This window comes from Paraburkholderia dipogonis, from assembly GCF_046027395.1.
GTDB classification, from domain to species: domain Bacteria; phylum Pseudomonadota; class Gammaproteobacteria; order Burkholderiales; family Burkholderiaceae; genus Paraburkholderia; species Paraburkholderia dipogonis_A.
Genome location: NZ_JAQQEG010000006.1, coordinates 233,243 through 258,365, shown reverse-complemented (window position 1 = coordinate 258,365; position 25,123 = coordinate 233,243). Strand labels below are relative to the sequence as shown.

Below are 25,123 nucleotides of genomic sequence, written 5' to 3'. Positions count from 1 at the left end.
CGAAGCGTCACTCAGCCATCCGGTCGTCCGGACATTCGAATGTCGGCTCCTTTGCAGCATACCGTCGCTCGATTGGCGACAGTAAACCTCGCCCGCCCGGTCGCACCGAAGCCGCGCAAGATCACGCTTTCTTAGTGATCGTGCCGTAGAGTCGGGCATGGGCCGCCGCGTTCGGGCCTCCTGTTCGTGCAAACGCACGCTCAGTTCGGATCGATACGCCACAGCGACGCGTGAGTTTCGTGCCCTTCCGCATCAGTCACCCGCATATGCGCTTTAACGTGTGCAACGTTTAGCTCTCGCGTGGCGCTGGTCGCGAATCGCGCGGGTGTGGCGCTCATCGATCCGGTCACGGCCGCTTACGCGCGGCAGCGCGTCGCGGTGAAGCCCTTCGCGCCTGCCGTGGAGGATCATTTTTATATCGTGACGAATGCTTCGCAGCCGATGCCGGTCGTGGCCGATACGTTCTGGGACGAAGTGAGAGAGGCGTTCGGGCGGCTTGTCGCCGAGTTGTGAAAGCTGGGCGCTGCGGCGCGACAGGGCGCCGGTCGACAGTCGATATTCAAAATCCAGCGGGTTCAATCGTCCTAAAACGGAACGCACGCCACCTCGAGAAGGCGGGGGTGGTGGACGCCTTCATCGAATTGTTCGAAGGAAAGCGAGCACAGGAGATCGACATGCCACAAACGATCAGGAAGTACTGGGGCCCGCTCGGCGGCCGAACGACGCTCAATTTCAACTGGCCCAACATCAATCACGACTCGGTGGTGCTGATCACGGCCGCGGAATACGTGGCGGCCGTGCCACAGACCGACGAACACCGCTTCATCGGCAACGCGTCGATCACGGTCGAGAACATCGCTCCTCACGGCCCGCCCTTCGATGGCAACCACGGCGTGACTTTCGTGGTGAATGTCGACTGGCCGAACCCTCTGACGGTGGTAACGGATATCACCGTTCTGGACGCGGCGCCGATCGAGGTGGATTTCTAGGAATCCAGGGACATGTTCTGCAGATGAGGGCTTAACCATGCCGCAGACGATCAGGAAATACTGGAATGCGATGCAGGGCCGTTGCACGCTCAACTACAACTGGCCTGCGATAGACAAGGACTCGGTGGTGCTCGTCACCGCATCGGAGTGCACGGCCGAACATGTGCGCTTCATCGGTTCGGCGGGCATCACGGTGGACAATATCGCGCCGCATGGCCCGCCGTTCGATTCCAATCATGGCGTGACCTTCGTGGTCAACGTCGATTGGGGTGCTCCCTTGAACATCGCCACCGACATCACTCTGCTCGATGACAAGCCGGTAGAGATACAGACCTATGTGCCTCCGATGCCGGCCAACATTGGGCTGCGGATGCAATACCAGGAAACGAACGAATGGTGCTGGATCGCGGTGGCGACCAGCGTCAACCGCTTCTACGATGCGCTGAGCACATGGACACAGTGCCGGGTCATGACGGTGGTGGGCCAGACGATCAACCAGTTCCCGGCGAATACGAGCGCCTGTCCGAGCGCCGATGTGCTGAAGGCAAACCCCGATCTCGTTGCGGCGCTCGCCAATCCCTACAGCCAGGCAGCCGAATACATCCTCGACGATCCGAAGTACGGCATCGATCGCCGATACATCAAATCGGGCGGCGTGTCCGACCCGCTCAAGGTTACCGGCAACTGGGCAAGCAACCAGCCCGGCGACCTCGGCCTCGATCAGATCGCGAGCGAGCTGAATGCGGGACGCCCGGTCGTCGCCGACATCACGTGGTTCTCGGGGGGCTCGCATGTCGTGGCGATCGCCGGTGTGCTGAGTGACAGCCTGCTCGTGCTCGACCCGGCCAACGGCCAGTCCGTCGTGCGTTTCGGCGCGTTTCCGGGGTCTTATTTCGGCGGCGCGAAGCTCGATGGATTCATCTTCACGAAACGCGCGACGTGATCTCCGGAGATATCCGCGAAACCATGTCCGAAGGAGCGCGTCATGAATCGAATCAACTGGCTCGCCGCACTCTGCGCGACTGCGGCGAGCATCTCTCTGAGCGCCGCCTACGCCACGTGCACCCTCTATCAGCACCGCGACTACGGCGGCGCTCACTGGACGTTGCAGAGCGGCGACGACATGAAGATGGTCAGCTCGCCGCCGTATGGCGTGTCCGACGGCATCCATCGCTTCGTCTACGACCCTTCCTGGAACGATCAGGTCTCTTCGTTCAAGGTGTCGGGCGGATGCACCCTGACACTGTGGGAACACGTCGACGAGGGCGGCCACCATTTCCGCTCGAACAGAAGCTACAAGTACGTCGGTGACGGGTGGAACGACAAGGCCAGCGAAGCGATCTGCAGTTGCCCGGGCATGCCGAATTGGTGAGGGACGTGAGTCGTTGGCCGCACCGATCTGTTTCGCATGAAGACCTTGCCTAGGAGGACTGCGACATGCACCGACTACTTCGTTTCAAAGCGCACGACGGTGCGTATCCGTGCCGCCGGGTCACGGCGGCTGTGGGCATCGCACTCGCGCTCCAAACCGGTCTATGCCAATGCGTATCGCTCAGGAAAACTACTTTCGCATCCAGTTAAGGCAGACCGGCCGGTTTCTCGACGCCGACCACTGTAGCGAGAATCTTACGCTCAACGGGAGTCCACATTTGCGAACGGTGCGTGTCAGATATTGTAGAAGGCCGTAAAAACGGCTAATCGTGTCCATAGATCACGCTAATGTAAGACTGTATTTTGGCCCCGCGAAACAAGGCATAGAAGCGGTTTCGCACGCTTTCCAGGCGTTGCGTTTCAGCAACGCACGCACGCTCGGATGTCCGTTGATTCTGCTAACGCATTTGACGTGTCCGCAAATTCGGCTAATGCGGCTGTAGAGGAGCGCAATAGGTGCATTCGCTTGAAGCGGCAGCAAGTGCAAATGCCGGGGGTCATTTTTTGATGTTCGGAAGGTACCCATCTCAGTGCGCAGATCAAAAATGCCATACGGTATGGCACTCTGTGTGTCACTGCGGCGACCTTCAACATCCCCTTGTGTGGATGTTGGTCAGAGCGGCGTCGTCCTTGCTTGGTCAGTCGTGTCGGGCAGTGAGTTCGCGTTGCGGTGGAAAAGCCGCGCTAGCAGAATTAATGGGCACGATTAGCGCGCCAACGGACATCATTAGCAAAATTGATGAACTTCAACACCTGCTGACCCAATACGGTGAAGTGATGGGCAAGGGTCGGGCTGCGCTGGATAAGGCGGTGCCGGATGTGCTGGAGCGGCTGGTGGGCCGTTTGCCGACGATTCTGATCGACACGCTGCGCGAACAGTGGAACGGTCTGACGAATCTGGATAAGCAAATTGCTGAAATCGAACGGCGTCTACAGGCATGGCTGAAAGAGGACAAGGCATGCAGGGCAATTGCTGCGATCCCGGGCGTCGGACTGCTAACTGCAACCGCCGCGATCGCGACGATGGGAGACGCTAAGACGTTCAGATCCGGGCGTGAGTTCGCGGCCTGGATCGGGCTGGTCCCGAGACAAACGGGCCCGAGCGGCAAGGTCCAGTTGCTGGGGATCAGCAAGCGAGGCGATACCTATCTGCGCAAGCTGCTGATTCACGGTGCGCGCAGTGTGCTCTTCCACACGAAGGAGCCTGGGCCGTGGCTTGAGCAGCTCAGGAAGCGGCGGCCGATGAATGTAGCGGTCGTGGCCCAGGCCAACAAGATGGCCCGCACGATCTGTGCGATCCTGGCGCATGACCGACAGTACGACAAGGATCACGTGAGCGTGAAGCCGGCCTGACCGGCAACCACTCTGTACAAGTTCAACGTTTGCAGGATGACACGTTGAAAGGTTGCGCTGGCAATCGTATGTGATGACAAGACAGGTCGGACCGGGACTCGCTAAACCTGAATCTGTCCAAGAGCTTGGAGCTGGGGCCAAAAATGAGGTACGGGCCAGCGGATTTCATAGTGGGCCGCAGCGTATCAGGCTGCAATAAGCCCGAATATAAAGCTGCAACCCATCCTGTCGCAGTCGTAGCACGCGAAAAACCGTCGCAAACGGGAGGCGTTCATATAAGGACGGATGAAGTGTGGTCGCGGAACCCACCCGTCTGGCGCCGATCACTTCTACGAACTGGAAACATAAGCGGTACTTCGCATATCGATCAACTTTCTTCCGCAATCCTTACTGCGACCAAAACCTCTACAACACTCCCCTCCATTGCTAAGGCGTAAGCCGCCCGTACCCGACCCACGGGGGCCTCCGCAAGTTCCGGTGTGCTCGACTTGGATTTTCCGACGGACTTCTTGCACCGATCAATGAAACTCCGGCACTTCACTTGACCCACGTTTGCCGGTCCCTCTACATTGGTTCCAACGCGCTGCGGCATCCGTCGAATTGCTCAACCGCAGCGGGCTTCGCGCCCTCGTTGTGCGCGCTTTCGATCCCCTCGAACACGTTGGAGACGCCGGATGAACACCGCTACCGAAGCTACTTTCAAGCAAGAGTCCTATCAGGTTCCGCCCACTATGCAGGCCTGGATTCTCGGCGATCCCGACCAGATCTCCCTCACTGAAAAGCCGGTGCCGCAGCCGGGGCGCGCTGAAGTGCTGGTTCGGATCGACGCCATTGCTGTCTGCGCGACCGACCTCGAGATTATCCATCGCGGTCCACCCGCCATGATCCAGGGTGGCCTGCCGTTTAACAAGAACTTTACCCCGGGCCACGAATACATGGGGACGGTTGTGAAACTGGGCGCGGGCGTCGATGAGTTTCGCATCGGCGACCGGGTGGCCGTCGAAGTCCACGCCGGCTGCGGACGCTGCGAACGCTGCCGCGAAGGCATGTACACGTCGTGCCTCAACTACGGCAAAAACTACGGCGACGTCAACAAGGGCCACCGTGCGAACGGCTTCACGACCGACGGCGGCTTCACCCAGTACGCGATCAACAATGTGAACACGCTCGTGCACGTGCCTGATGACATGAGCGACGAGGAGGCCACACTGATCGTGACCGCAGGCACGGCGATGTACGGTCTCGACGTGACCGCCGGCCTGATCGCGGGGCAGTCGGTCGTCGTGATGGGGCCGGGCCCGATCGGCCTGATGGGCGTCGGTGTGGCGAAGGCGCTGGGCGCGAGCGAGGTGATCCTGACCGGCACGCGTGACAACCGGCTGGAGATGGGCCGTCGCCTCGGCGCGGATCACACCGTCAACGTGCGAAACGAAGACGCCGTGGCGAAGGTGAAGGAATACACAGGTGGCGGCGCGCATTATGTGCTCGAATGTTCGGGCGCGCCGAACGCGATCAACGATGCCGCCGCGATGCTGCTCCGGGGCGGCCGCATCTGCCTCGCCGCATTCCCGGGCGAGCCGGTGCCGATCGACGTGGCCGCGCTGGTGCGCAACAACATCTACCTCTACGGGATTCGCGGCGAGGGCCGCAGCGCCACGCATCGAGCGGCTGAACTGATGAAGCAGAAGCGTTTCGACGCCAAGCTGATCCACACGCACACGTTCCCGCTCGCGGATGTGCCCACTGCGCTGCGTTACGCCCGTGAGCGGATCGACGACGCCATCAAGGTTGTTGTGAAGATCGACCATCCCGTCGGTTGCTGAGGGAATCGCCATGCTGACGTACGACCACTACGTCAGCGCGTCGACGCTTGATGAAGCGTTTGATGCGCTCGACGCCATTCCCGGCGCACGGCTCGTCGCGGGCGCTACGGATCTTCTGCCATGGGCCCGCGAGGGCCGCGCGGGGGACGTCCACCTGCCTGCGCTCATCGACGTGAGCGCGATCGCAGAGCTGGGCGTGCTGTCGCTCGAAGGCGCGCGGCTCGCGATTGGCGCGGCGGCACCGATCAGCGCCAGCGAGGACGACCTGCGGCTCGTTGAAAACGCGGAGGTGCTGGGCCGTTGCGCAGTCTGGTTCGCCGACGACCAAATCCGCGAGCAGGCAACCTTCGGCGGGAACATCGTCAATGCCTCGCCTGCGGGAGACACATTGCCCGCGCTGCTCGCCCTGAACGCGCAACTCGTGCTCGCCAGCCGCGCAGCGGATGGCGGCGTCGCGCGACGCCGCGTGATGCTCGGCGACTTCATTCTCGGCCCGGGCAGGACACTCTTGCAGGACAAGGAAATCCTTGTGCAAATCGAATGCGACGCCGCCCCCGGCTATGGCTGCAGCTTCGAGAAAGTTGGCCACCGGCGCTCGCTGGTGATCTCGACCGTATGTCTCGCTGCGCTGGTGAAGCTGGATGCGGCGCGCGAAACCATCGAGGACGTGCGCATCGCGATCGGTGCGGTCGGCCCGGTGGCCGAGCGGCTACGGGACTGCGAGGCGGAGCTCCTCGGTATGACGCCCGATCCCCTGCGGATTCGCGAAGTGGCCGAGTGCACGGCGGACCGGGTGCGTTCGCGCAGCCGCCAGGCGTATCGGCGAGAGGTGCTCGTGAATTTCGTGGAACGCGGTTTGATCGATGCGCTTTGCCGTGCCGGCGCTCGCATCGAAAGGCTGCCCAAGGAGATGCTGCATGTCTGAACTCAATCCCTTCCGCACAGACGGTACCGGCGCGGCGCGCGACGCGAGCGCCTACGACCCGGTGAACGAGGCAAGCGTGACGATCAGCGCGACCGTGAACGGCCGGCAGGTGCGGCGTGCGGTGCCGATTCACTACCGCGTCATCGATTTCGTGCGCGAGGAACTGAAGCTGACCGGCAACAAGGAAGGTTGCGGTTCGGGCGAGTGCGGCACCTGCTCGATGTTCATCGACGGCACGCTCGTCAAGAGCTGCCTCGTGCCGGTGCAGAAGATCGTGGGCCGTACGCTCGAAACGGTCGACGATCTCGATCGCGATGCCGGCCTGACAGTCGTTCAGCGCGCCTTCCACAAATGCGGTTCGAGCCAGTGCGGCTACTGTATCCCAGGCATGGTGATGGCCGCGACTGCGACGCTGAGAAAGCGGCCGCACGCGAGCATCGTAGAAATTCGCGAGGGCCTGGGCGGCAACGTATGCCGGTGCACGGGTTACCAGAAGATCGTCGACGCGGTCGAACTCGCCCGCGACGTGCTGAACGGCACCAAGCCGCAGAGCGTGCTCGACGAGGAGGACACCGAGACTTTCATCGGTTCGAGAACGCGGCGGCTGGATGCCCCGGCGAAGGTGACGGGCGCGATCAAGTACGCGGCCGACATGTGGATGCCGAACATGCTGCACATGCAGGTGCTGCGAAGCCCGCATCCGTACGCACGCATCGAGCGCATCGATGCGGTGCGGGCGCGCGAGCTTCCTGGTGTCGAGGCGATCCTGACGTGCGACGACGTTCCGGGCGTCGACAACTTCGGCGTGTTCATCGAGGACCAGCCGGTCATGGCGCGCGGCGTGGTGCGTTATGCGGGCGAGGCGGTCGCCGCGGTGGTCGCTGAAACGCCCGAGATCGCGCATGCGGCGGTGGCGCTGATTCGCGTCACTTACAGCCTGCTCGAAGGCGTGTTCGATCCGGAACTCGCGATGCGCGAAGACGCGCCGCAACTGCACGATTTCGCGTCGGGCAACATCTGCAAGCACACGAAAATTCGCAAGGGCGACGTCGAGGCCGGTCTCGCCGATGCCGACCTGATCGTCGAGGAGACGTACCAGACGGCGGCCGTCGAACATGCGTATCTGGAACCCGAGGCCGGGCTCGCCTACGTCGAGCCGGACGGCTGCGTGACCGTGCATTCGCCGAGCCAGAACATCACGCACCACCGGCACATGCTCGCGAAAATCCTCGGCCGGCCGATTAACAAGGTGCGCATGATCATGAGCACGGTGGGCGGAGGCTTTGGCGGCAAGGAAGACATGTTGTACCAGGGCATGCTGGCGCTCGCGGCTATCAAGACACGGCGGCCGGTGCGCTACGTGTTCACGCGCGAGGAAAGCTTCATCGCGAGCGCGAAGCGGCATCCCTTCCTGATCCGCTACCGGATGGGCCTCAAGCGCGACGGCCGGATCGTGGCGACAGAGATGACGATGATCGCAGACGGCGGTGCGTATGCGATGTCGTCGCCAGGCGTAATGAACAAGTCGGCGATTCTCGGCCCCGGTCCCTACGCCATCCCGAACGTATGGGTCGACGCGATCGCCGTGTACACCAACAACACGCCGAGCGGGGCCTTTCGCGCGTTCGGTGCGTTCCAGTCGGAATTCGCTACAGAGTCGCATCTCGATCTGTGCGCGGAGCGGCTGGGGATGGATCCGGTCGCCTTGCGGCGCATCAACCTGATGCAGGACGGCGCGATCACGCACACCGGCCAGCCGCTCGATCGTGTGCTCGCGAGCGCGTGCCTCGATGGCGCCATCGCCGAGGCCGGCTGGGACGCCGGTGTGCCGTTTCGAAGCGCGCACGGTGCGCCACCGCGTTCGGATCTCGCACACTGCGGCACGCGCGAACCGTGTGTGCCGGGCGTGCGCTTCTCACAGCTTGTCGCTGAGTTGCCCAAAGTTCATCGAGCCGCGCGCGAAATCGTTACGCAAGCACAGGAAGGAGAGACGAAATGAAACGTAGAGGACGAGGGATAGCCTGCGGCTGGTACGGCATCGCGCGCACGGCGGCGATGGATCGTGCCGCCGTGTGGGTCGAGTACGACGACGGCGGCACCCTGAAAGTCGCCACCGGCGTAACCGAAATCGGCGAGGGCGTGCTCACCGGCTTATGCCAGATCGCGGCGTCGCGCACGGGCGTGCGTCCCGAAGATGTCGTGCTCGGCGACAACGACACCGCCCGCGTGCCCGAAGCCGCGCATGCCGGCGCGACCCGCATGACCTACATGATCGGCAACGCTGTGGCGATCGCGTGTGACGAGGCCTTCGGCAAGTTCACCGCCGCGCTCGGCGCATGGTGGGGCGTCGCGCCCAACTCGATCGTTGCGCGCGCCGGAGAGGTTTGGGTAGAGGGTTCGCCCAGCAAGCGCATGACACTCGATCACGCGGTGCACGTGCTGAAGAAGGAACGCGGTATCGTGATCGTCGGCAGCGGGCTTTTCACGTCCGCGCATACGTCGCTGCACCCGGAGACCGGCGAGGCGACCCCGTGGCGCAGCTACGTATTCGGCACGCAGATCGCGGAAGTCGAAGTCGACGACGACACCGGCGAAGTCCAGGTTCTCGGCGTCTGGGCCGCGCACGACGTCGGCCGCGTGGTGAATCCGCAGCAGGTGGAAGGGCAGATTGAGGGCGGCGTGGTGATGGGCGTCGGCCATGCGCTGATGGAAGCGTATGAGCAGCACAATGGCCTGACCACGACGCCCGCCTTCGCCAAGTACATCTTGCCGACTGCACTCGATGTCCCGCAGGTGACCTCGATCCTGATCGACGAGCCGGACCCGAACACCCCGCTTGGCGTAAAGGGCATCGGCGAGCCGTGCCTGACGCCCACCGCGCCCGCGATCTGCAATGCGATTTACGACGCCATCGGTGTGCGTATGACGCGTCTGCCGGCGACGCCCGAGCGCGTACTCGAAGCGTTGCGAACGAAACGCGAAGCCACGGTGCAGCCACGGAAAGTCGCCTGACCACTCTCAACCCACTCTCCGCAGCAGGAGCGAAGCATGAACCAGACGTCCGAACTGCCGCAGACTCACTTGCCCGGCGTCGCCGGAATGGCGTATCGCGCGGCGGCCATCGTCGAAGCGGGCGGACTCGAGCGCGCGATCGCGCGCGGCGCGCTGCCGTCGCAAGTCAGCGTTACCTTGTCTGAAGCGCTCGTCCTCGGCCTGCTGAAGCAGGGCGTGAACAAGTATCTCGCGATCTTCGGCCATGGCTCAACCGATCTCGGCGAAGTCCTGCGCGTCTATACAGCAGCGGGCGTGACGCATGTCTTCAACTTTCGTAACGAAGTGGAGATGGCGCACGCTGGCACGGCGCTCGCGTGGGTATACCGCGAAACCTGCGCGGTCGTGACCTCGATCGGGCCGGGCGGTCTGCAGGCGATGGCGGGCTCCCTCGCGGCCGCGAGCAACGGCGTGGGCATCTATCACATCTACGGCGACGAAACGACCTGGGGCGAAGGCTACAACATGCAGCAGGTGCCCAAGCCCGTGCAGCACGTGTACGGCCAGATCACGGCGCTGATGGGCCAGTCCTACGTGCTGCACACACCCGACGCGATCCGGGACGCGCTGCGGCGCGGCACGCAATGCGTACACCACCCGGTCAAGGCCGGACCATTTTTCATGCTGCTGCCGCTCAACGCGCAGCCGGCGATGATCGAGAACCTGAACCTCCTCGCGCTGCCGGAGCGGCTTGCGATGCCGCGCCAGTCGGTGGGCGACGTGGCGGCGCTCGCTTCGGCGGCCGAACTCATCTGCCTGCACCAGAAGATCGTGATGAAGGTGGGCGGCGGCGCGCGGGCGTTCTCGCAAAAGGTGCGCGAGCTTGCAGAAGCGGCGGGTGCCGCGGTGGTGCTGTCGCCGGGATCGGCGGGCGTGCTGCCGGATGCGCATGCGCAGAACATGCACGTTGGCGGATCGAAGGGTTCCATCAGCGGTAATCACGCGATGTCGCGCGGCGAACTGCTGATCGTGATCGGCTCGCGCGCGGTGTGCCAGGCCGACTGTTCCGGTGTCGGCTATCCGCGCGCGGAGGCGGTCATCAACATCAACGGCGATACGCTCGACGTCTCGCACTACAACGCGAGCGTCGCGCTGCCCGGGGATATAGGCGCGGTAATAGAGCAGTTACTCGCGGCTTTGAGGCAGCGGCGCGGCGGCACGGACCTCACGATGAAGCACGCGTGGCTGCGCGAATGCGCGGAGAAAAAGCGCGTGTGGAAAGCGTTTCTCGCCGAGCGCCAGTCCGCCAGGCAACTCGCCGACGCAGTCTGGCAGCGTCCGGTACTGACCCAGCCGGCCGCGATCAAGGAGGTGTGCGACTTCGCAAAGCGCATCAGAGCGATCAAGTTCTTCGACGCTGGCGATGTCCAGGCGAACGGCTTCCAGACCGTCGAAGACGACGAGCCCTTCGAGACCTTCACCGAAACGGGCGCTTCCTACATGGGCTTCGCCACCTGCGCACTGATCGCAAACGGCCTCGCACGCACGCCTCGCTATGGCATTGCGTTCACGGGCGACGGGTCATTCATGATGAATCCGCAGGCGCTCATCAGCGCGGTCGAGCACGGCGCGCGCGGCATGATCGTGATCTTCGACAACCGGCGCATGGCCGCGATTTCCAGCCTGCAACACGCGCAGTACGGCGTCGATTTCAAGACCAGTGACGGCGTGGCGGTCGACTACGTCCGGCTTGCGTCGAGCGTGGCGGGCGTGAAGGCGGTAGAGGCCGGTTGCGACACCGCGTCGCTCGCTCGCGCCCTCGATGAAGCCCACGCTCACGATGGCCTGTCGGTCGTGCATGTGCCGGTGTATGCCGGCGAGGACCCGCGTGGCGGGCTTGGCGCCTACGGCTCGTGGAACGTCGGCAACTGGTGCGACGACGTGCAGCGCCGCTATCGCGCGAGCCGCGTCTGAAGCGGCATGAGGAGACAATCATGAAACGAGAACAATTCGGCCTGTACCGCGACTACGGGCTGTATATCGGCGGCCAGTGGCGCCAGTCGCAATCGCTTGCGACACGCGAAGTGCTCGATCCATCGACGGAAGAAGTGGCGGGCTTGATCCCGTGCGCCGACGAAGCCGACCTCGACGCCGCGCTCGAAAGCGCCCGCCAAGGCTTCGCGACCTGGCGCGCGGTATCGCCCTGGCAGCGCGCCGCAGTGCTGCGTCAGGCCGCCGCGCTGATTCGCGAACGTGCGGAAGCGATCGCCGTGCTGATGACGGGGGAAACCGGCAAGCCGCTCGCCGAGTCACGCGGCGAAACGCAGGCGGCCGCCGACCAGTTTGAGTGGTACAGCGAGGAAACCAAGCGCATCTACGGACAGACCATCGAGGCTCGCAGCACGGATGTGCGCATGCAGGTGCGTTACGAGCCGGTCGGCGTGGTGGCCGCGTTTTCCGCGTGGAATTTCCCGGCGTTGCTGCCCGCGCGCAAGATCGCGGCCGCGCTCGGCGCAGGTTGCAGCGTGATCGTCAAGCCGGCGAGCGAGGCGCCCGGTTCGTGCATGGCGCTGGTTCAGGCATGTCACGACGCAGGCCTGCCGCCCGGTGCGCTGAACCTCGTCACCGGCGATTCGTCGCTGATCTCGCGCCATCTGGTGGCGTCGCCGGTAGTGCGCAAGGTCTCGCTCACGGGCTCGACGGACGTGGGCCGCGCAATCCTGCGGCTCGCCGCCGACGGCATCAAGAAAGTGTCGATGGAGCTGGGCGGTCACGCGCCCGTCCTCGTCTTCGACGACGCCGATCCGGTATGGGCCGCACGGACGCTCGCGCGGGCGAAGTTCCGCAATTGCGGCCAGGTGTGCATTTCGCCGTCGCGCTTCTTCGTACACGAGCGCATCTATGCGCCGTTCTGCGAGGCGTTCGCCGAGGTTGCGAAAAGCCTCGTGATCGGCCCGGGCGGCGAGGCGGCAAGCGAGATCGGCCCGCTTGCCAATGCGCGCGGCCTGCGCCACGCGCAGGCACTCGTCGACGATGCGCTGACCTCGGGCGCGCGTCTGCTCGCTGGCGGGCGGCAGCCGGCAGCGCGCGAACGCGGTTATTTCTTCGAGCCGACCGTGCTTGCCGGCGTCCCGCCGCATGCACGAATCATGTCCGACGAACCGTTCGTGCCGGTCGCACCGATCGTGCCTTTCAGCAACTTCGACGCCGCCATCGTCGCTGCCAATTCGGTGCCATTCGGGCTTGCCGGCTACGTGTTCTCGAATTCGCTGAAGACCTCGACGCTCGCCGCCGAAGCGCTCGAATGCGGCATGGTCGGCATAAACGAGATGTTGCTTGCCTGCGCCGAAGCTCCGTTCGGCGGCGTTAAGGAAAGCGGCATGGGACGCGAGGGCGGCGCGCTGGGCGTGCGCGATTACCTGGAACCCAAGTACATCCGCACGAAGCTCGTCTGAGCCGCGCTACCGACTTCACGAAAATATCATCGCAGGGAGGAGACATTTCATGGCCGAGATCAAAGAGATCGGGTTCGAGCGCGGCCTCACCAACTACGGCGACCGAGGCTTCGCGCTCTATCTGCGCCGCTCGTTTGCGAAGTCAATGGGTTATTCCAGCGAACTGCTGGAAAAGCCCAAGCGTTCCGCCGCCGACAAGAACCTCTTCGAGCAAGAAGGCCGGGCAGTGGTGTTCAGGTCGCTGGAAGACCTGGCGGAACGGATCGACGATCCGGATCTCGACGTCAACGCGAACGACATCCTGGTGTTGCAGAATGCCGGGCCGGTGAGCGGCAGCGGCATGCCCGAAGCGGGCTACCTGCCGACTCCCAGGAAGCTCGCGGCTCAGGGTGTGAAGGACATGCTGCGTATCTCCGATGCCCGCATGAGCGGCACCGCTTACGGAACGATCGTGCTGCATACCGCGCCCGAGGCGGCGCTGGGCGGCCCGATCGGCCTCGTGTGCAACGGCGACCGGATTCGCCTGAGCGTGAAGGAGCGGCGCATCGACCTGCTGGTGGATGCGGACGAGCTCGCGCGCCGCGCCATCGATGTCAAGCCGGTCGCGCAGGCCATACGCGGCTACGCGAAGCTTTATCAGGACCACGTCCTTCAGGCCGACGCCGGCTGCGACTTCGATGTCCTGCAAGCTCAATCTACGAAGAAGGCCTAAACCATGCTAATCGGCATTCCGACTGAAACCGGTCCGGGCGAGACGCGCGTCGCCGCATCGCCCGAGACCGTGAAGAAGTTCGTCGCGCAGAAACATACCGTGCTCGTCGAGCGCGGTGCGGGCGAACGCGCCGCTTTCACCGACGACGCCTACGCCGCCGCCGGCGCGCGGCTGTGCGACGCCGCCGAGGCGCTTGGCGCCGCCCTGGTGCTGAAGGTGCGCGCGCCATCGGAGGCCGAAGCGGCGCGGCTCGCGCGCGGCGGCGTGCTGGTGGGCATGCTCGAACCGACCGATGAGGAAAACGCGCGCCGCCTGCATGCCGCCGGCGTGACGGGCTTCGCGCTGGAGGCCGCGCCGCGGGTGACGCGTGCGCAGAGCATGGACGTGCTGTCGTCGCAGGCGAACATTGCGGGCTACAAGGCCGTCATGCTGGCCGCCAACCATTACCAGCGCTTCATCCCGATGCTGATGACCGCCGCGGGCACCGTGAAGGCGGCGCGTGTGCTTGTGCTCGGCGCGGGCGTGGCGGGCTTGCAGGCGATCGCGACGGCCAAGCGGCTCGGCGCGGCAATCGAGGCGTCGGATGTGCGTCCGGCCGTCAAGGAGCAGGTCGAATCGCTCGGCGCGCGTTTTGTCGACGTGCCGTTCGAGACGCCCGAGGAAGCCGAGATCGCGCGCGGCGCGGGCGGCTACGCCCGGCCGATGCCCCCGGCATGGTTGCAGCGGCAGGCGACGCTCGTCGCGGAACGCGTGAAGGCCGCCGACATCGCGATCACGACCGCGTTGATCCCGGGGCGCCGCGCGCCGGTGCTGATCTCGGCGGAGATGGTGGCCTCCATGAAGCCGGGTTCGGTGATCGTCGATCTCGCGGCCGCGCAGGGCGGCAACTGTCCGCTCACCGAGCCGGACCGCGTCGTCACGAAACACGGTGTGACGCTCATCGGCTTCACGAACCTTGCGGCACTCGTCGCGGCGGACGCGTCGGCGCTCTACGCGCGCAACGTATTCGATTTCACGAAGCTGATAGTCGACGCCGAGGGCAACTTCGCCCTCAACCTCGAGGACGAGATCGTCAGGGCGTGCGCGATGTTGCCCGCCGAGGTGCTTTCGAACCAGACTACGCTCGCGTAAGTCCTTCCTACCATCAGGAGACCACGATGCATTCCATCGATCCCACCCTCGTCAACGTGATCATTTTCGTGCTGGCGATCTACGTCGGCTATCACGTCGTATGGAACGTGACGCCTGCGCTTCACACACCGCTGATGGCGGTCACCAACGCGATTTCCGCGATCGTCATCGTCGGCGCGATGCTCGCGGCCGGGCTGACGCACGACCCGGTCAGCCAGACCTTCGGCGTGCTCGGCGTGGCGCTCGCGTCGGTCAACGTATTCGGCGGCTTTCTGGTCACGCGTCGCATGCTCGACATGTTCCGCAAGAAAGGGAGCGCAAAATGAACATGAGCCTCGTCACGATGTGCTACCTGGGTGCGTCGGTGTGCTTCATCCAGGCGCTCAAGGGCCTGTCCAATCCGCGCTCGGCGCTGGTGGGAAATGCATTCGGGCTCGCCGGCATGGCGATCGCCGTGGCGACCACGGTGTCGCTCATCGTCGCGCTTCGCGAAGCGCCCGGCACGGGGCTCGGGCTCGTCGCGCTCGGCGTGGTCTCAGGCGGGGCAATCGGCTCGCTGCTCGCGAAGAAGGTCGAGATGACGAAGATGCCCGAACTCGTCGCCGCGATGCACTCACTGATCGGGCTGGCTGCGGTCTTCATCGCGATCTCGGCGGTGATCGAGCCGGCCGCCTTCGGCATCACTGCGACTGGCGTACATACGATACCGGCCGGCAATCGGATCGAATTGTTCATCGGTACGCTGGTCGGCGCGATCACGTTCTCCGGGTCCGTGATCGCGTTCGGCAAGCTTTCGGGCAAATACAAATTCCGCCTTTTTCAGGGCGCGCCTGTGAGCTTCGCCGGACAGCACGCGGTCAACCTCGTGCTCGCGGTCGCGATGCTGGGCTGCGGCATTGCGTTTTTCCTCACGCAGGCCTGGGCGCCGTTCATCGCGATGGCGGCCATCGCGTTCCTGCTCGGGGTGCTCATCATCATTCCGATCGGCGGCGCCGACATGCCGGTGGTCGTCTCGATGCTGAACTCGTACTCCGGCTGGGCCGCGGCGGGCATCGGCTTCTCGCTCTCGAATCCGATGTTGATCATCGCGGGGTCGCTCGTCGGCTCGTCCGGGGCAATCCTGTCCTACATCATGTGCCGCGCGATGAATCGTTCGTTCTTCAGCGTCATCCTTGGTGGCTTCGGCGCACAGGGTGCATCGGCGGCGTCGGCTGAGGGTGGCGCCGCCCGCCCGGTCAAGAGCGGGAGCGCCGACGACGCCGCATTCCTGATGAGCAACGCCGAATCGGTCGTGATCGTGCCGGGCTATGGCCTCGCGGTGGCACGGGCCCAGCACGCGCTGAAGGAACTCGCGGAGAAGCTGCACAAAAAAGGCGTGCACGTGCGCTATGCGATCCACCCAGTGGCCGGCCGGATGCCGGGTCACATGAACGTGCTGCTCGCCGAAGCCGAGGTGCCCTACGATCAGGTGGTGGAGATGGAAGACATCAACGGCGAGTTCGGTCAGGCGGACGTGGCGCTGATTCTCGGCGCGAACGACGTGGTCAATCCCGCCGCCAAAAACGATCCGAAATCGCCGATCGCCGGCATGCCAATCCTCGACGCCTACAAGGCGAAGACGGTGATCGTGAACAAGCGCTCGATGGCCGCGGGCTACGCCGGGCTCGACAATGAACTCTTTTATCTGGACAAGACCATGATGGTGTTCGGCGACGCGAAGAAGGTCGTCGAGGACATGGTCAAGGCCGTGGACTGAGGCCATGGAATCCGTCGATCTCACCGTCCTCCAGCACGCCTTCGACTGGCATACGGCGCGGCATGCCGTCACGCTGGTGACCGTCGTGGCGACGTGGGGCAGCGCGCCGCGTCCGCCCGGCGCATTGCTCGCGATCCGCGACGACGGCGTCGTCGCGGGCTCGGTGTCGGGCGGCTGCGTCGAAGACGACCTGATCGAGCGAATCCGCCGGGGCGTGCGTGCGAGTGCGCCCCGGCTCATCAACTACGGCGTCAGCCGCGACGAAGCCGCGCGCTTCGGCTTGCCATGCGGCGGTCGTCTCCAGCTTGTCGAAGAGCCGCTCAGCGATGCCGGCTGGCTTGCCGAACTGGTTGCCCGCACCGCGCGCCGGCAGCTCGTGCGCCGCACGCTGCGGTTCGCGGACGGTGCGGTGACCCTTTCGGACGGCGCACGCGGCGACGCTGTCGCCTTTGACGGGCAGTGTCTCGCAAGCACCTTCGGTCCGCGCTGGCGGCTGCTTTTGATCGGCGCGGGCCAACTTTCTGCGCTCGTGGCGATTATCGCAGGCAGCCTCGACTTCGACGTGCTGGTGTGCGATCCGCGCGAAGAATTTTGCGCGTTGCTCGATCCGGCAGTCGCGCGCTGGGTACCCGGCATGCCGGACGACGTCGTGCTCGCGATCGGTGTGGACGCGCATACGGCCATCGTCGCGCTGACGCACGACCCGAAGCTCGACGACATGGCGCTGACGGAAGCGTTGAAATCGCAGGCGTTCTACGTCGGCGCGCTCGGCTCGCGACGCAACAGCCAGGCGCGCCGCGAACGCCTGCTCGAATTCGATCTCGACGCGGCGCAGACGGCGCGCCTGATGGGCCCGGTTGGGCTCGATCTCGGCAGCCGCACGCCCGCCGAAATCGCGATCTCGATCGTGGCCGAGATCGTTGCGGTCAGGAACGGTGTGCCAGTCATACAAAAGAAGCGTGACGAACACGCCTCTGCAGCCGGACGACTGCACGACCTTAATGGAAAAGGAGACGACTCATGCGTGTCGGCGACATCCTCAAGCTCAAGCTCAATCCGCTTTTCACCGTCCAACCGGGACAGCGCCTATCCGATTGCGTGATCCTGATGTCCGACGCCGACCTCGGCTCGCTCCCCGTGCTCGACCAGGGCCAGCTCGTCGGGCTCCTGACCTTCCGAGAAGTCATCAACGTGCTTGCTCAACGTCAGAAGGAACTGCGCCGGGGGCCGACGCCGCCGGTCGCTGAACTGCAAGTCAAGCACGTGATGGACCCTGAACCGATTGTCGCATCGCCCCAGATGGACGTGCGCGAACTGCGTTCGCTCATGGTCCACCATCACCAGCGCTATCTGCCGGTAGTCGAAGCTACGCGTCTGCGCGGCGTGGTGTCGTTTCACGACTTGGCGAAAGCAGTCCACGAAGAGCAGAACTTCGAGAACCGGATGCTGAAAACGTACATCGGCGACTGGCCGCTCGACGAACGCACTGGGTCGAGCACGTGAACGCCTTGCCTGCACTGAAAACCTACGGGATGGCCGAGCGCGCGAGTCATCTGGATTTCGATATTCGCGATCACTCGGTGCGGCCGCAGATCACGCAGCCGCATCGGCACGAATACTTCCAGATGCTCGTCGCGTTGCACGGGGAATCCATGCAAACGATCGGCGGCGCAGTGCGTAGGATCCGTCCGGGTACGGTCACATTCGTGTTGCCGTACCGTTCGCATGTAGCCGTGATGCCGCCAGATGCGGAGTTTTATGTAATCAGTTTTTCGCTGCGGTTCCTGCGTCCGGACACGCACCTCGATCCGCTTGAACTGGAGTACGTGAGCCCCCAGGCCGCACCCGAGATCGCGCCGTTCCTGGTTCAGGAACATGTCGATTTCGTGCTGGCAGGCGCCGATCTGCAAACCTTGCGCGACGCGCTTGCGGAGATGCTGCGCGAAAACGCCGAACGGCGTTTCGGCGCGGCGCTGATTCTGCGAGGGCATCTTCTCCATGTGATCGGGATGGTGTGCCGTTCGCACGAGGCTGCGCTTACCGAGCTTCTGGAAGCGCGGCCTTCGAGGAATGGCGGGCGCGACTGGCTCGTGCGCGTCTCGCGCCTGATGCGCGACCGCTTGTGCGACGACCTCGCGTTGCAGGACGCAGCCGCCGCGGCGAACCTGTCGCAAGGACACCTCGCGCACGCGCTCAAGCGAGAAACTGGGCGCACCTTCACGGAGCTGCTGACCGAGCGGCGCATGGAGCGGGCGCGCGAGCTACTGGTGAATTCCACGTTGCGTCTGTCGGAAATCGCGCACTCGACGGGTTTCGCGGATGAAAGCTATTTCGCACGGCGTTTCAGGCAGTGGTTCGGCGTGTCGCCGGGTTCGTACCGGCGCTCTTGCGAGCAGGAATCTACCGGAAAAGCGCAGTTTCGTACCGTGCGCAGGGAGTGAGTGTCACTAAGCTAGTGCTGAGCGAGTACGTTAAAAAAAGCCCATCAGAGGCACGCAACGAGGCTCGCGCGATGGGAAAGGCTCGAGCACGAAAGCCGCCCGGCCGCCTCGACAAGTCGATATCGATACGTTTCATCAGGAGACACCCATGAAGCGCAACATGCACGAAGAAGCTGCGTCCCCATCAAAGCGGCAGGCGGGGGCTGGCGGCGACAAGGTCGCGGCATCCGGCGTCGCGAATGAACTCATGGCGAGGAAGCCGCATTTCTGTACAAAGCTCTATGTGCAGGTGATCTTCGCGATCATCGCGGGCGCGTTGGTCGGCTATCTGTATCCGAAGTTCGGCACCTCGCTCAAGCCGCTCGGCGACGTGTTCATCAAGGGCATCAAGATGGTCGTCGCGCCGATCATCTTCACGACGGTGGTGTGCGGGATCGCGAAGATGGGCAACCTGCGTCGCGTTGCGAACATCGGCGTTAAGTCGATCATCTACTTTGAAACCGTCTCCACGCTGGCGCTCCTGCTCGGCTGGTTCGCCGCAGACATGATCCGTCCGGGCGCTGGCATTAACGCGAACCCGGCGAGCTTCGACCCCGCGCTCGTCGCTGGCTACGTCAAGACGGCGCACTCGATGAACATTGTCGACTTCCTCCTGTCGATCGTGCCGAGCAGCATGGTCGACGCCTTTGCGAAGGGCGAGATGCTGCCGGTGCTGTTCGTCTCCGTGATGTTCGGCATCGGGCTCAGCACGGTCAGCGAACGCGCGCAACCGTTGATCGACCTGCTCGACAACTGCTCGAAAGTGTTCTTTGCAATGGTGAAGATCGTCATGTACTTCGCGCCGCTCGCGGCGTTCGGAGCGATGGGGTTTACCGTCGGCGCCTATGGCATCGGCTCGCTCACGAAGTTCAGCATGCTGCTCGGCACCGTTTTCGTGGTCAGCGTGGTGTTCGTCACGCTCGTGCTGGGCCTCGTGCTCGCGGCGTGCGGATTGAGCATCCGCAAGGTGCTGCGCTTCTTTCGCGAGGAGATTCTGGTCGTATTCGGTTCGACTGCCGCGGAGACGATGATCCCGCGCGTCATGGCGAAGCTCGAACGCCTCGGCTGCTCAAAGGATGTGGTCGGCCTCGTGATTCCGACCGGTTATTCGTTCAACATGGACGGCACAGCGATCTACATTAGCATCGGAGTGCTGTTCATCGCGCAGGCGACCAACATCGGTCTGACGTTCTACCAGCAGTTGACCATTCTGTTCGTGATGCTGCTGACCTCGAAGGGTGCTGCGGGCGTCACCGGCGGTGGCTTCATCGCGCTGGCCGCGACGCTGCCGGTGATCGGCGTGCTGCCGGTGGGCGGCCTTGCACTCCTGATCGGGATCGACCGTTTCATGGCGCAGATTCGCGCGGCAACGAACCTGACAGGCAACGTGGTGGGCACAATTGTGATTGCGCGCTGGACCGGCACGCTCGACGTGGCGCAGGCACATCGCGTGCTGAATGGCGAGGAAGACGGCGGCCAGCCGTCGTCGCGCGCGGCGCTACCTGAAACGGCAATGGCGTCGTCCCGCGCGGGCTGAGTGCACAGCGGTGCCAATGGAAATGCCCGCGTTGTGAATCCGACTGTCAACCAGACGCTTGCGTCGTAACCCGTCACCCTGAACCCGGAACCATACGATGACCTGGAAACTTTCCCTTGCCTGCGCGGGATTAATCTGCACTCCTGCGTTCGCGCAAAGCGCCGTCACTCTGTACGGCATCGTCGACGACGGTCTCGCCTACGTCAATCATTCGGCGCCAAGCGCGTCCGTTGCGGGACATGACGTGTTCCAGACTGCAAGCGGCATCGAATCGCGCTGGGGCATGCGTGGCTTCGAGGATCTCGGCGGAGGTACGCGCGCACTTTTCACGCTCGAAAATGGCTTCAACGTCAACCAAGGTACGCTTAGCGACGGCGGCAGGCTGTTTGGTCGCCAGGCTTTCGTCGGCCTCGACAACCGGCAGGTCGGCGAGCTTACGTTAGGACGCCAGTACGACTTCGGAGTCGAATACGTCGGCCCGCTCGCGTCTTCCAAGCAGTGGGCCGGGGGCTACGGTTCGCATGTCGGAGACTCCGACAACCTCTACAACTCGTTCCGGCTGAACAACGCGGTGAAGTACTCGATGCCCGACATCGCCGGGTTCGTGGCTGGCGGTGCGTATGCGTTCAGCAACCAGGGGGCCGGCGCCGCCGGAACCGGCTTTGCGAACAATCGTGCTTACACGTTCGGCGCGCATTATGAAAACGGACCGCTCGTTGCGGCGGTCTCGTACCTGCAACTCAATAATCCGTCGACCGGCAACACAGGAGGTAACAATACAGGCGGCGCTGTCACCGGGGATTACTCCAACCTGCGCAATATCTTCTATGGCAACGTCGCGCGCCAGCAAGTGGCCGCAGGGTCCGCAGCGTACACGGTCGGCGGATTCACCGCGGGCTTCGTCTATAGCTGGGTCGGCCTCGATTATGCCGACAGCAGCGCGCTGCACCTGTCCAATTACGAAGTGAACGGCAAATACAACATTACGCCCGCGCTTCTTGTCGGCATGGCGTTCGTCTATACGGACGGCTACGCAGGCCGGGGCGAGAGCCGCGGGACGTTTGCAACCGGGGACCGCCCGAAGTGGCAGCAGGTGAACCTCGGTGTCGATTACGCAATTTCGAAGCGTACCGACCTTTACTCGGTGGTGGTCTATCAGCAGGCGCGTGGCGATGCGCGAGAGGCAGCGATTTTCAACTCGGGTGGGCTATCGGGTTCGGGAACCCGCGAGCAGGTCGTTGTCGCTGCAGGTATTCGCACGAGGTTCTGATGACGCCAGCGCGCTTCTACCTGCCGAGCCTCGTTACGTCGATGGCGCTCCTCTGCGCGTTCGGGGGATTGATCGCGGCGAACGATCACCGTTACGCGTTTGCGTCAGCAGCCGTTCTGCTCGCGATCGTTTTTGACGGACTGGACGGGCGCGTCGCACGGATGATGCGGACCGAGACTGCGTTCGGCGGACAATACGACAGCCTGTGCGACATGTGTGCCTTTGGCATTGTCCCAGCGTTGATCGCATACGACGGGGCGCTGCGTGACCTCGGGTGCTGGGGTTTCGCGATCGGGTTTCTGTTTCTCGCCTGCGCGTCTTTGCGTCTCGCGCGCTTCAACGTGAACGCGGGCGTTGTCGACAAGCGCTGGTTTCAGGGTTTGCCGAGTCCGGCTGCGGCTGCGGCGGTCGTGAGTTACATATGGTGGTCAGCCGAAGCGCCGGACGCAGCGCTAGCTGGCTCGCCGCTGCTATGTGCCGCCGCCGTGGCAGTCAGCGGCATCGCGATGGTGTCAAAAGTACCGTATCCTAGCGGCAAGCGCCTGCCCATGATACTCTGGCTCGCGCTCATAGCCCTTGCGGCCGCCAGTGTGGCGGCGCTTGCCCGGTTTGTCGGGGCACGCGCCGCGCTTCCCGGTATGCTGTGCGGGCTGGTATGGATTTACGTTGCGGCTGGTTTGGTTTTTCATCGCGTCATGACGGTCCGCCAGGTTGTCCTCGACAACTACGCGGCGCGGTCCAGCGCCCGTTTGTTCACCCGTGATATGAAACGTTGATGAATGCCGATTCGCTCCATGACATCAGGACATATCGAATGTCGGACCGCTCGGAGCGGCTCGATTTCGACATTCGCGATCAGGTCGCGCGGCCCGCGATAGCCGTCGCCCATCGCCACGAGTTTTTCCAGATGCAAGCCAATGCAAGCATGGGGCATACGCATGTGATCGGAGGGCAGCGGCGCGACCATGCATCGCGTTCCATCATCTTCGTGATGCCGTACCGCGTGCACTGTGCCTACAATCCGCCCGACGCGCGGTATCACGTCATCAATTTCGCGCCGCAGTTCCTGCGGCCGGGGCTGGACTTGTCGCCGTTCGAAATGGAAGAAGTGTCCATTTTCGATTTTCCGGAGCTGGCGCCGTTCCTTTACGAGGGCCATCTTGATTTCGATTTCGACGAAGCAGAATTTGCTTACGTGCAAGGCGTGATTCGCCACATGGTGGCACTGAACCAGCGACGCGGCCTTGGGACGCTGGAGCGCCTGCGCGGCGCGCTGCTGGAGTTGATCGGCTTCGTGACCGACACGTACCAGAACGAACTTCGCGATCTTGCCGAGCAGCGCGTGTTCGTGCAAAGGCGTTCGGATACGCTTCGGCGCGTCATGAAGCATATCGACGACAACCTCGCCGGAACATTGTCCATCTACACCATTGCCGAAGCCGCGCATGTGTCACCGAACTATCTCTCACAGCTTCTAAAAAAACATACGGGACTGGCGTTTGTCGAGTGGGTGACCGCGAAGCGCATGGAGCGCGCGAAGCATCTCCTCATGCATACCGACGAGCGTGTTAGTGAGATCGCCAACGCCGTGGGGTTTGCTGACGAAGCGTATTTCACCCGCCGTTTTTCGCAGCGCTTTCAGCTGTCACCAAGCAAGTTTCGCAGACAGATGCAGGCGGCGGCGGTGACGGAGTAAGTCGCTCTCCGGCCGGTTCTGTCGCAATACGGCGCGCTAGGATGCGGGGAACGAAATGAACGAAAGAAAGCTTGATGAAGGCGCTGAATCCGGCGGTGGCCCGAGTGCTCAAACGCCTGCACTATCCGCTCGGTGTGATCCTGACGTGCGTGCGCCGGTATGTGTCCTATGCGCTAAGCCTGCGAAACCTAGAAGAGATGATGGCTGAACGAGGCATTGATGTCGATCATTCAACTGTGCATCGCTGGGCCCTCAAGCTGTTGCCGGTGCTGGAGAAAACATTTCGTCGTCGCAAGCGCCCCGTCGGCAAGAACTGGCGTGTCGCCGAGACCTACATTAAGGTCAAGGGCCAATGGAAATATTTGTACCGCGCCGTCGACAAGGCCGGTAACACGATCCATTTCCTGCTGCGGGCCCATCGGGACAAGGCTGCGGGCGAAGCGTTACTTCGAAAAGTCGATCGCTCAGAACGGCGAACCTGAGACGGTGGCGATTGACAAAAGTGGCGCCAATCTGGCTGCGCTAGAAGCCGTCAATGATGATCGCGAGACGCCCATCAATCCGCCAGTCCAAATATCTCAACAATCTTGTCGAGCAGGACCATCGCGCCATCAAGCGTCGCATGCGACCCATGCTGGGATTCAAAACCTTTCGCTGTGCCCGGATCCTTCTGGCTGGCATTGAGATTATGCACATGATCGCCAAAAATGATATGAACGCCTCCCACCCGTGAGCGGTGGAAGCGAGAGGAGAGCGGAGCCTCACGGGCCAACGGCATCAAAGTGCCCAAATGGCAGACCATAGAGATTTCCCAGGCAAACCGGAGGCTCCAAATGGATATTACGACGGTAGGTGTGGACATTGCAAAAAACGTCATTCAGCTCCATTACATCGACGCGGAGACGGGCGAGATCGTAAACAAACCTGTGAAGCGGACGGCGTTTTTTGAGCATTTTGCGAACCGGTCTGCGTGCCTGATAGGGATGGAGGCGTATGGTGGTTCGCAGCACTTGGCGCGCAATCTCACGGCGATGGGCCATCAGGTGAAGCTGATGCCGGCGAAGTTCGTCAAGGCGGTCGTGGCACAGGCCAACAAGATGGCCCGCACGATCTGTGCGATCCTGGCGCATGACCGACAGTACGACAAGGATCACGTGAGCGTGAAGCCGGCCTGACCGGCAACCACTCTGTACAAGTTCAACGTTTGCAGGATGACACGTTGAAAGGTTGCGCTGGCAATCGTATGTGATGACAAGACAGGTCGGACCGGGACTCGCTAAACCTGAATCTGTCCAAGAGCTTCGGGCTCGGGCCAAAAGTGAGGTACGGGCCAGCGGATTTCATAGTGGGCCTCAGCGTATCAGGCTGCAAAAAGCCCGAATATAAAGCTGCAACCCATCCTGTCGCAGTCGTAGCACGCGAAAAACCGTCGCAAACGGGAGGCGTTCATATCCCGCCGACCAGTTCTATCCGTTGGCGATGTAAGCATTCCTCATCATGCCAGTCCCGTTAGCTCTGCCATCTTTATTGTGACAAAACCGGTACGAGTCGGTACCGCATTGAGCCCACATAGG

Annotated in this window: 21 protein-coding genes and 4 pseudogenes; 24 read left to right on the top strand and 1 reads right to left on the bottom strand. The window is 63.1% G+C overall.

Annotation, left to right across the window (positions count from 1 at the left end; all coding sequences use genetic code 11):
• Positions 1-264 precede the first annotated feature (264 nt).
• The 21 genes and pseudogenes from PQR32_RS08930 to PQR32_RS08830 all read left to right on the top strand — a co-directional run bounded on the left by PQR32_RS08930 (position 265) and on the right by PQR32_RS08830 (position 22,629).
• Positions 265-513, top strand: coding sequence for a LysR substrate-binding domain-containing protein (locus PQR32_RS08930; protein WP_494471416.1), 249 nt, complete (start codon positions 265-267; stop codon positions 511-513).
• 110 nt (positions 514-623) lie between these two features.
• On the top strand, positions 624-989 hold the full coding sequence (locus PQR32_RS08925) for a hypothetical protein (protein ID WP_408224627.1): 366 nt from the start codon (positions 624-626) through the stop codon (positions 987-989).
• Between the two features lie 37 nt (positions 990-1,026).
• The gene (locus PQR32_RS08920) at positions 1,027-1,932 is read left to right on the top strand and encodes a C39 family peptidase (RefSeq protein WP_408224624.1); all 906 of its coding nucleotides are present in this window, start codon (positions 1,027-1,029) and stop codon (positions 1,930-1,932) included.
• 42 nt (positions 1,933-1,974) lie between these two features.
• Positions 1,975-2,361, top strand: a complete 387-nt coding sequence (locus tag PQR32_RS08915; RefSeq protein WP_408224621.1) for a peptidase inhibitor family I36 protein — start codon at positions 1,975-1,977, stop codon at positions 2,359-2,361.
• 803 nt (positions 2,362-3,164) lie between these two features.
• Positions 3,165-3,773: pseudogene (locus PQR32_RS08910) on the top strand (IS110 family RNA-guided transposase); the annotation flags it as partial.
• Between the two features lie 674 nt (positions 3,774-4,447).
• Positions 4,448-5,596, top strand: a complete 1,149-nt coding sequence (locus PQR32_RS08905; protein ID WP_408224618.1) for a zinc-dependent alcohol dehydrogenase — start codon at positions 4,448-4,450, stop codon at positions 5,594-5,596.
• A gap of 10 nt (positions 5,597-5,606) precedes the next feature.
• A complete protein-coding gene (locus PQR32_RS08900; protein ID WP_408224615.1) occupies positions 5,607-6,521 on the top strand; it encodes an FAD binding domain-containing protein in 915 nt (304 codons plus the stop codon).
• On the top strand, positions 6,514-8,520 hold the full coding sequence (locus tag PQR32_RS08895) for a molybdopterin-dependent oxidoreductase (RefSeq protein WP_408224612.1): 2,007 nt from the start codon (positions 6,514-6,516) through the stop codon (positions 8,518-8,520). The genes PQR32_RS08900 and PQR32_RS08895 overlap by 8 nt, the downstream gene beginning before the upstream one ends.
• On the top strand, positions 8,517-9,533 hold the full coding sequence (locus tag PQR32_RS08890) for a xanthine dehydrogenase family protein molybdopterin-binding subunit (RefSeq protein WP_408224609.1): 1,017 nt from the start codon (positions 8,517-8,519) through the stop codon (positions 9,531-9,533). Before PQR32_RS08895 ends, PQR32_RS08890 begins: the two co-directional genes overlap by 4 nt.
• A gap of 36 nt (positions 9,534-9,569) precedes the next feature.
• Positions 9,570-11,486: a thiamine pyrophosphate-dependent enzyme gene (locus tag PQR32_RS08885; RefSeq protein WP_408224606.1), complete on the top strand. Its 1,917-nt coding sequence runs from the start codon at positions 9,570-9,572 to the stop codon at positions 11,484-11,486.
• 20 nt (positions 11,487-11,506) lie between these two features.
• Positions 11,507-12,967, top strand: coding sequence for an NAD-dependent succinate-semialdehyde dehydrogenase (locus tag PQR32_RS08880; RefSeq protein ID WP_408224603.1), 1,461 nt, complete (start codon positions 11,507-11,509; stop codon positions 12,965-12,967).
• A 178-nt stretch (positions 12,968-13,145) separates the two neighbouring features.
• Positions 13,146-13,679 (top strand): annotated as a pseudogene (locus PQR32_RS08875) (dihydroxy-acid dehydratase); the annotation flags it as partial.
• A gap of 3 nt (positions 13,680-13,682) precedes the next feature.
• Positions 13,683-14,810 (top strand): Re/Si-specific NAD(P)(+) transhydrogenase subunit alpha, encoded by a 1,128-nt coding sequence (locus PQR32_RS08870; RefSeq protein ID WP_408224600.1) that lies wholly within the window; start codon positions 13,683-13,685, stop codon positions 14,808-14,810.
• Positions 14,811-14,836: 26 nt separating this feature from the next.
• On the top strand, positions 14,837-15,136 hold the full coding sequence (locus PQR32_RS08865; RefSeq protein WP_408224597.1) for an NAD(P) transhydrogenase subunit alpha part 2: 300 nt from the start codon (positions 14,837-14,839) through the stop codon (positions 15,134-15,136).
• Positions 15,133-16,566: an NAD(P)(+) transhydrogenase (Re/Si-specific) subunit beta gene (locus PQR32_RS08860; protein ID WP_408224594.1), complete on the top strand. Its 1,434-nt coding sequence runs from the start codon at positions 15,133-15,135 to the stop codon at positions 16,564-16,566. Before PQR32_RS08865 ends, PQR32_RS08860 begins: the two co-directional genes overlap by 4 nt.
• Before the next feature lie 4 nt (positions 16,567-16,570).
• Complete coding sequence (locus tag PQR32_RS08855; protein ID WP_408224591.1) at positions 16,571-17,668, top strand: XdhC family protein; 1,098 nt, start codon at positions 16,571-16,573, stop codon at positions 17,666-17,668.
• Positions 17,587-18,069, top strand: a complete 483-nt coding sequence (locus PQR32_RS08850; RefSeq protein WP_408224588.1) for a CBS domain-containing protein — start codon at positions 17,587-17,589, stop codon at positions 18,067-18,069. The genes PQR32_RS08855 and PQR32_RS08850 overlap by 82 nt, the downstream gene beginning before the upstream one ends.
• Positions 18,066-19,007, top strand: a complete 942-nt coding sequence (locus PQR32_RS08845) for an AraC family transcriptional regulator (protein WP_408224585.1) — start codon at positions 18,066-18,068, stop codon at positions 19,005-19,007. The genes PQR32_RS08850 and PQR32_RS08845 overlap by 4 nt, the downstream gene beginning before the upstream one ends.
• A gap of 247 nt (positions 19,008-19,254) precedes the next feature.
• On the top strand, positions 19,255-20,583 hold the full coding sequence (dctA, locus tag PQR32_RS08840; protein WP_408224645.1) for a C4-dicarboxylate transporter DctA: 1,329 nt from the start codon (positions 19,255-19,257) through the stop codon (positions 20,581-20,583).
• 97 nt (positions 20,584-20,680) lie between these two features.
• The gene (locus PQR32_RS08835; protein ID WP_408224583.1) at positions 20,681-21,853 is read left to right on the top strand and encodes a porin; all 1,173 of its coding nucleotides are present in this window, start codon (positions 20,681-20,683) and stop codon (positions 21,851-21,853) included.
• Positions 21,853-22,629: a CDP-alcohol phosphatidyltransferase family protein gene (locus PQR32_RS08830; RefSeq protein ID WP_408224580.1), complete on the top strand. Its 777-nt coding sequence runs from the start codon at positions 21,853-21,855 to the stop codon at positions 22,627-22,629. The genes PQR32_RS08835 and PQR32_RS08830 overlap by 1 nt, the downstream gene beginning before the upstream one ends.
• Here PQR32_RS08830 and PQR32_RS08825 read toward each other — a convergent pair.
• Positions 22,578-22,820 carry a hypothetical protein gene (locus PQR32_RS08825; protein WP_408224577.1) on the bottom strand — a complete coding sequence of 81 codons (243 nt, stop codon included), beginning with the start codon at positions 22,818-22,820 and terminating at the stop codon, positions 22,578-22,580. The two genes, PQR32_RS08830 and PQR32_RS08825, sit on opposite strands and share 52 nt — an antisense overlap.
• A gap of 24 nt (positions 22,821-22,844) precedes the next feature.
• On the opposite strand from PQR32_RS08825, the gene PQR32_RS08820 reads away from it, so the two are divergent.
• The 3 genes and pseudogenes from PQR32_RS08820 to PQR32_RS08810 all read left to right on the top strand — a co-directional run.
• Positions 22,845-23,549: a helix-turn-helix transcriptional regulator gene (locus tag PQR32_RS08820; RefSeq protein WP_408224574.1), complete on the top strand. Its 705-nt coding sequence runs from the start codon at positions 22,845-22,847 to the stop codon at positions 23,547-23,549.
• Positions 23,550-23,623: 74 nt separating this feature from the next.
• Positions 23,624-24,282 (top strand): annotated as a pseudogene (locus tag PQR32_RS08815) (IS6 family transposase).
• 100 nt (positions 24,283-24,382) lie between these two features.
• Positions 24,383-24,625, top strand: a pseudogene (locus PQR32_RS08810) (IS110 family transposase); the annotation flags it as partial.
• Positions 24,626-25,123 lie beyond the last annotated feature (498 nt).

Coding starts and splice junctions, on each gene's coding strand:
- PQR32_RS08885 (WP_408224606.1), top strand. CDS start 9,570: ATGAACCAGACGTCCGAACTGCCGCAGACTCACTTGCCCGGCGTCGCC.
- PQR32_RS08915 (WP_408224621.1), top strand. CDS start 1,975: ATGAATCGAATCAACTGGCTCGCCGCACTCTGCGCGACTGCGGCGAGC.
- PQR32_RS08830 (WP_408224580.1), top strand. CDS start 21,853: ATGACGCCAGCGCGCTTCTACCTGCCGAGCCTCGTTACGTCGATGGCG.
- dctA (WP_408224645.1), top strand. CDS start 19,255: ATGGCGAGGAAGCCGCATTTCTGTACAAAGCTCTATGTGCAGGTGATC.
- PQR32_RS08850 (WP_408224588.1), top strand. CDS start 17,587: ATGCGTGTCGGCGACATCCTCAAGCTCAAGCTCAATCCGCTTTTCACC.
- PQR32_RS08870 (WP_408224600.1), top strand. CDS start 13,683: ATGCTAATCGGCATTCCGACTGAAACCGGTCCGGGCGAGACGCGCGTC.
- PQR32_RS08890 (WP_408224609.1), top strand. CDS start 8,517: ATGAAACGTAGAGGACGAGGGATAGCCTGCGGCTGGTACGGCATCGCG.
- PQR32_RS08920 (WP_408224624.1), top strand. CDS start 1,027: ATGCCGCAGACGATCAGGAAATACTGGAATGCGATGCAGGGCCGTTGC.
- PQR32_RS08825 (WP_408224577.1), bottom strand. CDS start 22,820: ATGGTCGCGCCGCTGCCCTCCGATCACATGCGTATGCCCCATGCTTGC.
- PQR32_RS08905 (WP_408224618.1), top strand. CDS start 4,448: ATGAACACCGCTACCGAAGCTACTTTCAAGCAAGAGTCCTATCAGGTT.
- PQR32_RS08860 (WP_408224594.1), top strand. CDS start 15,133: ATGAACATGAGCCTCGTCACGATGTGCTACCTGGGTGCGTCGGTGTGC.
- PQR32_RS08835 (WP_408224583.1), top strand. CDS start 20,681: ATGACCTGGAAACTTTCCCTTGCCTGCGCGGGATTAATCTGCACTCCT.
- PQR32_RS08865 (WP_408224597.1), top strand. CDS start 14,837: ATGCATTCCATCGATCCCACCCTCGTCAACGTGATCATTTTCGTGCTG.
- PQR32_RS08900 (WP_408224615.1), top strand. CDS start 5,607: ATGCTGACGTACGACCACTACGTCAGCGCGTCGACGCTTGATGAAGCG.
- PQR32_RS08820 (WP_408224574.1), top strand. CDS start 22,845: ATGCCGTACCGCGTGCACTGTGCCTACAATCCGCCCGACGCGCGGTAT.
- PQR32_RS08855 (WP_408224591.1), top strand. CDS start 16,571: ATGGAATCCGTCGATCTCACCGTCCTCCAGCACGCCTTCGACTGGCAT.
- PQR32_RS08895 (WP_408224612.1), top strand. CDS start 6,514: ATGTCTGAACTCAATCCCTTCCGCACAGACGGTACCGGCGCGGCGCGC.
- PQR32_RS08880 (WP_408224603.1), top strand. CDS start 11,507: ATGAAACGAGAACAATTCGGCCTGTACCGCGACTACGGGCTGTATATC.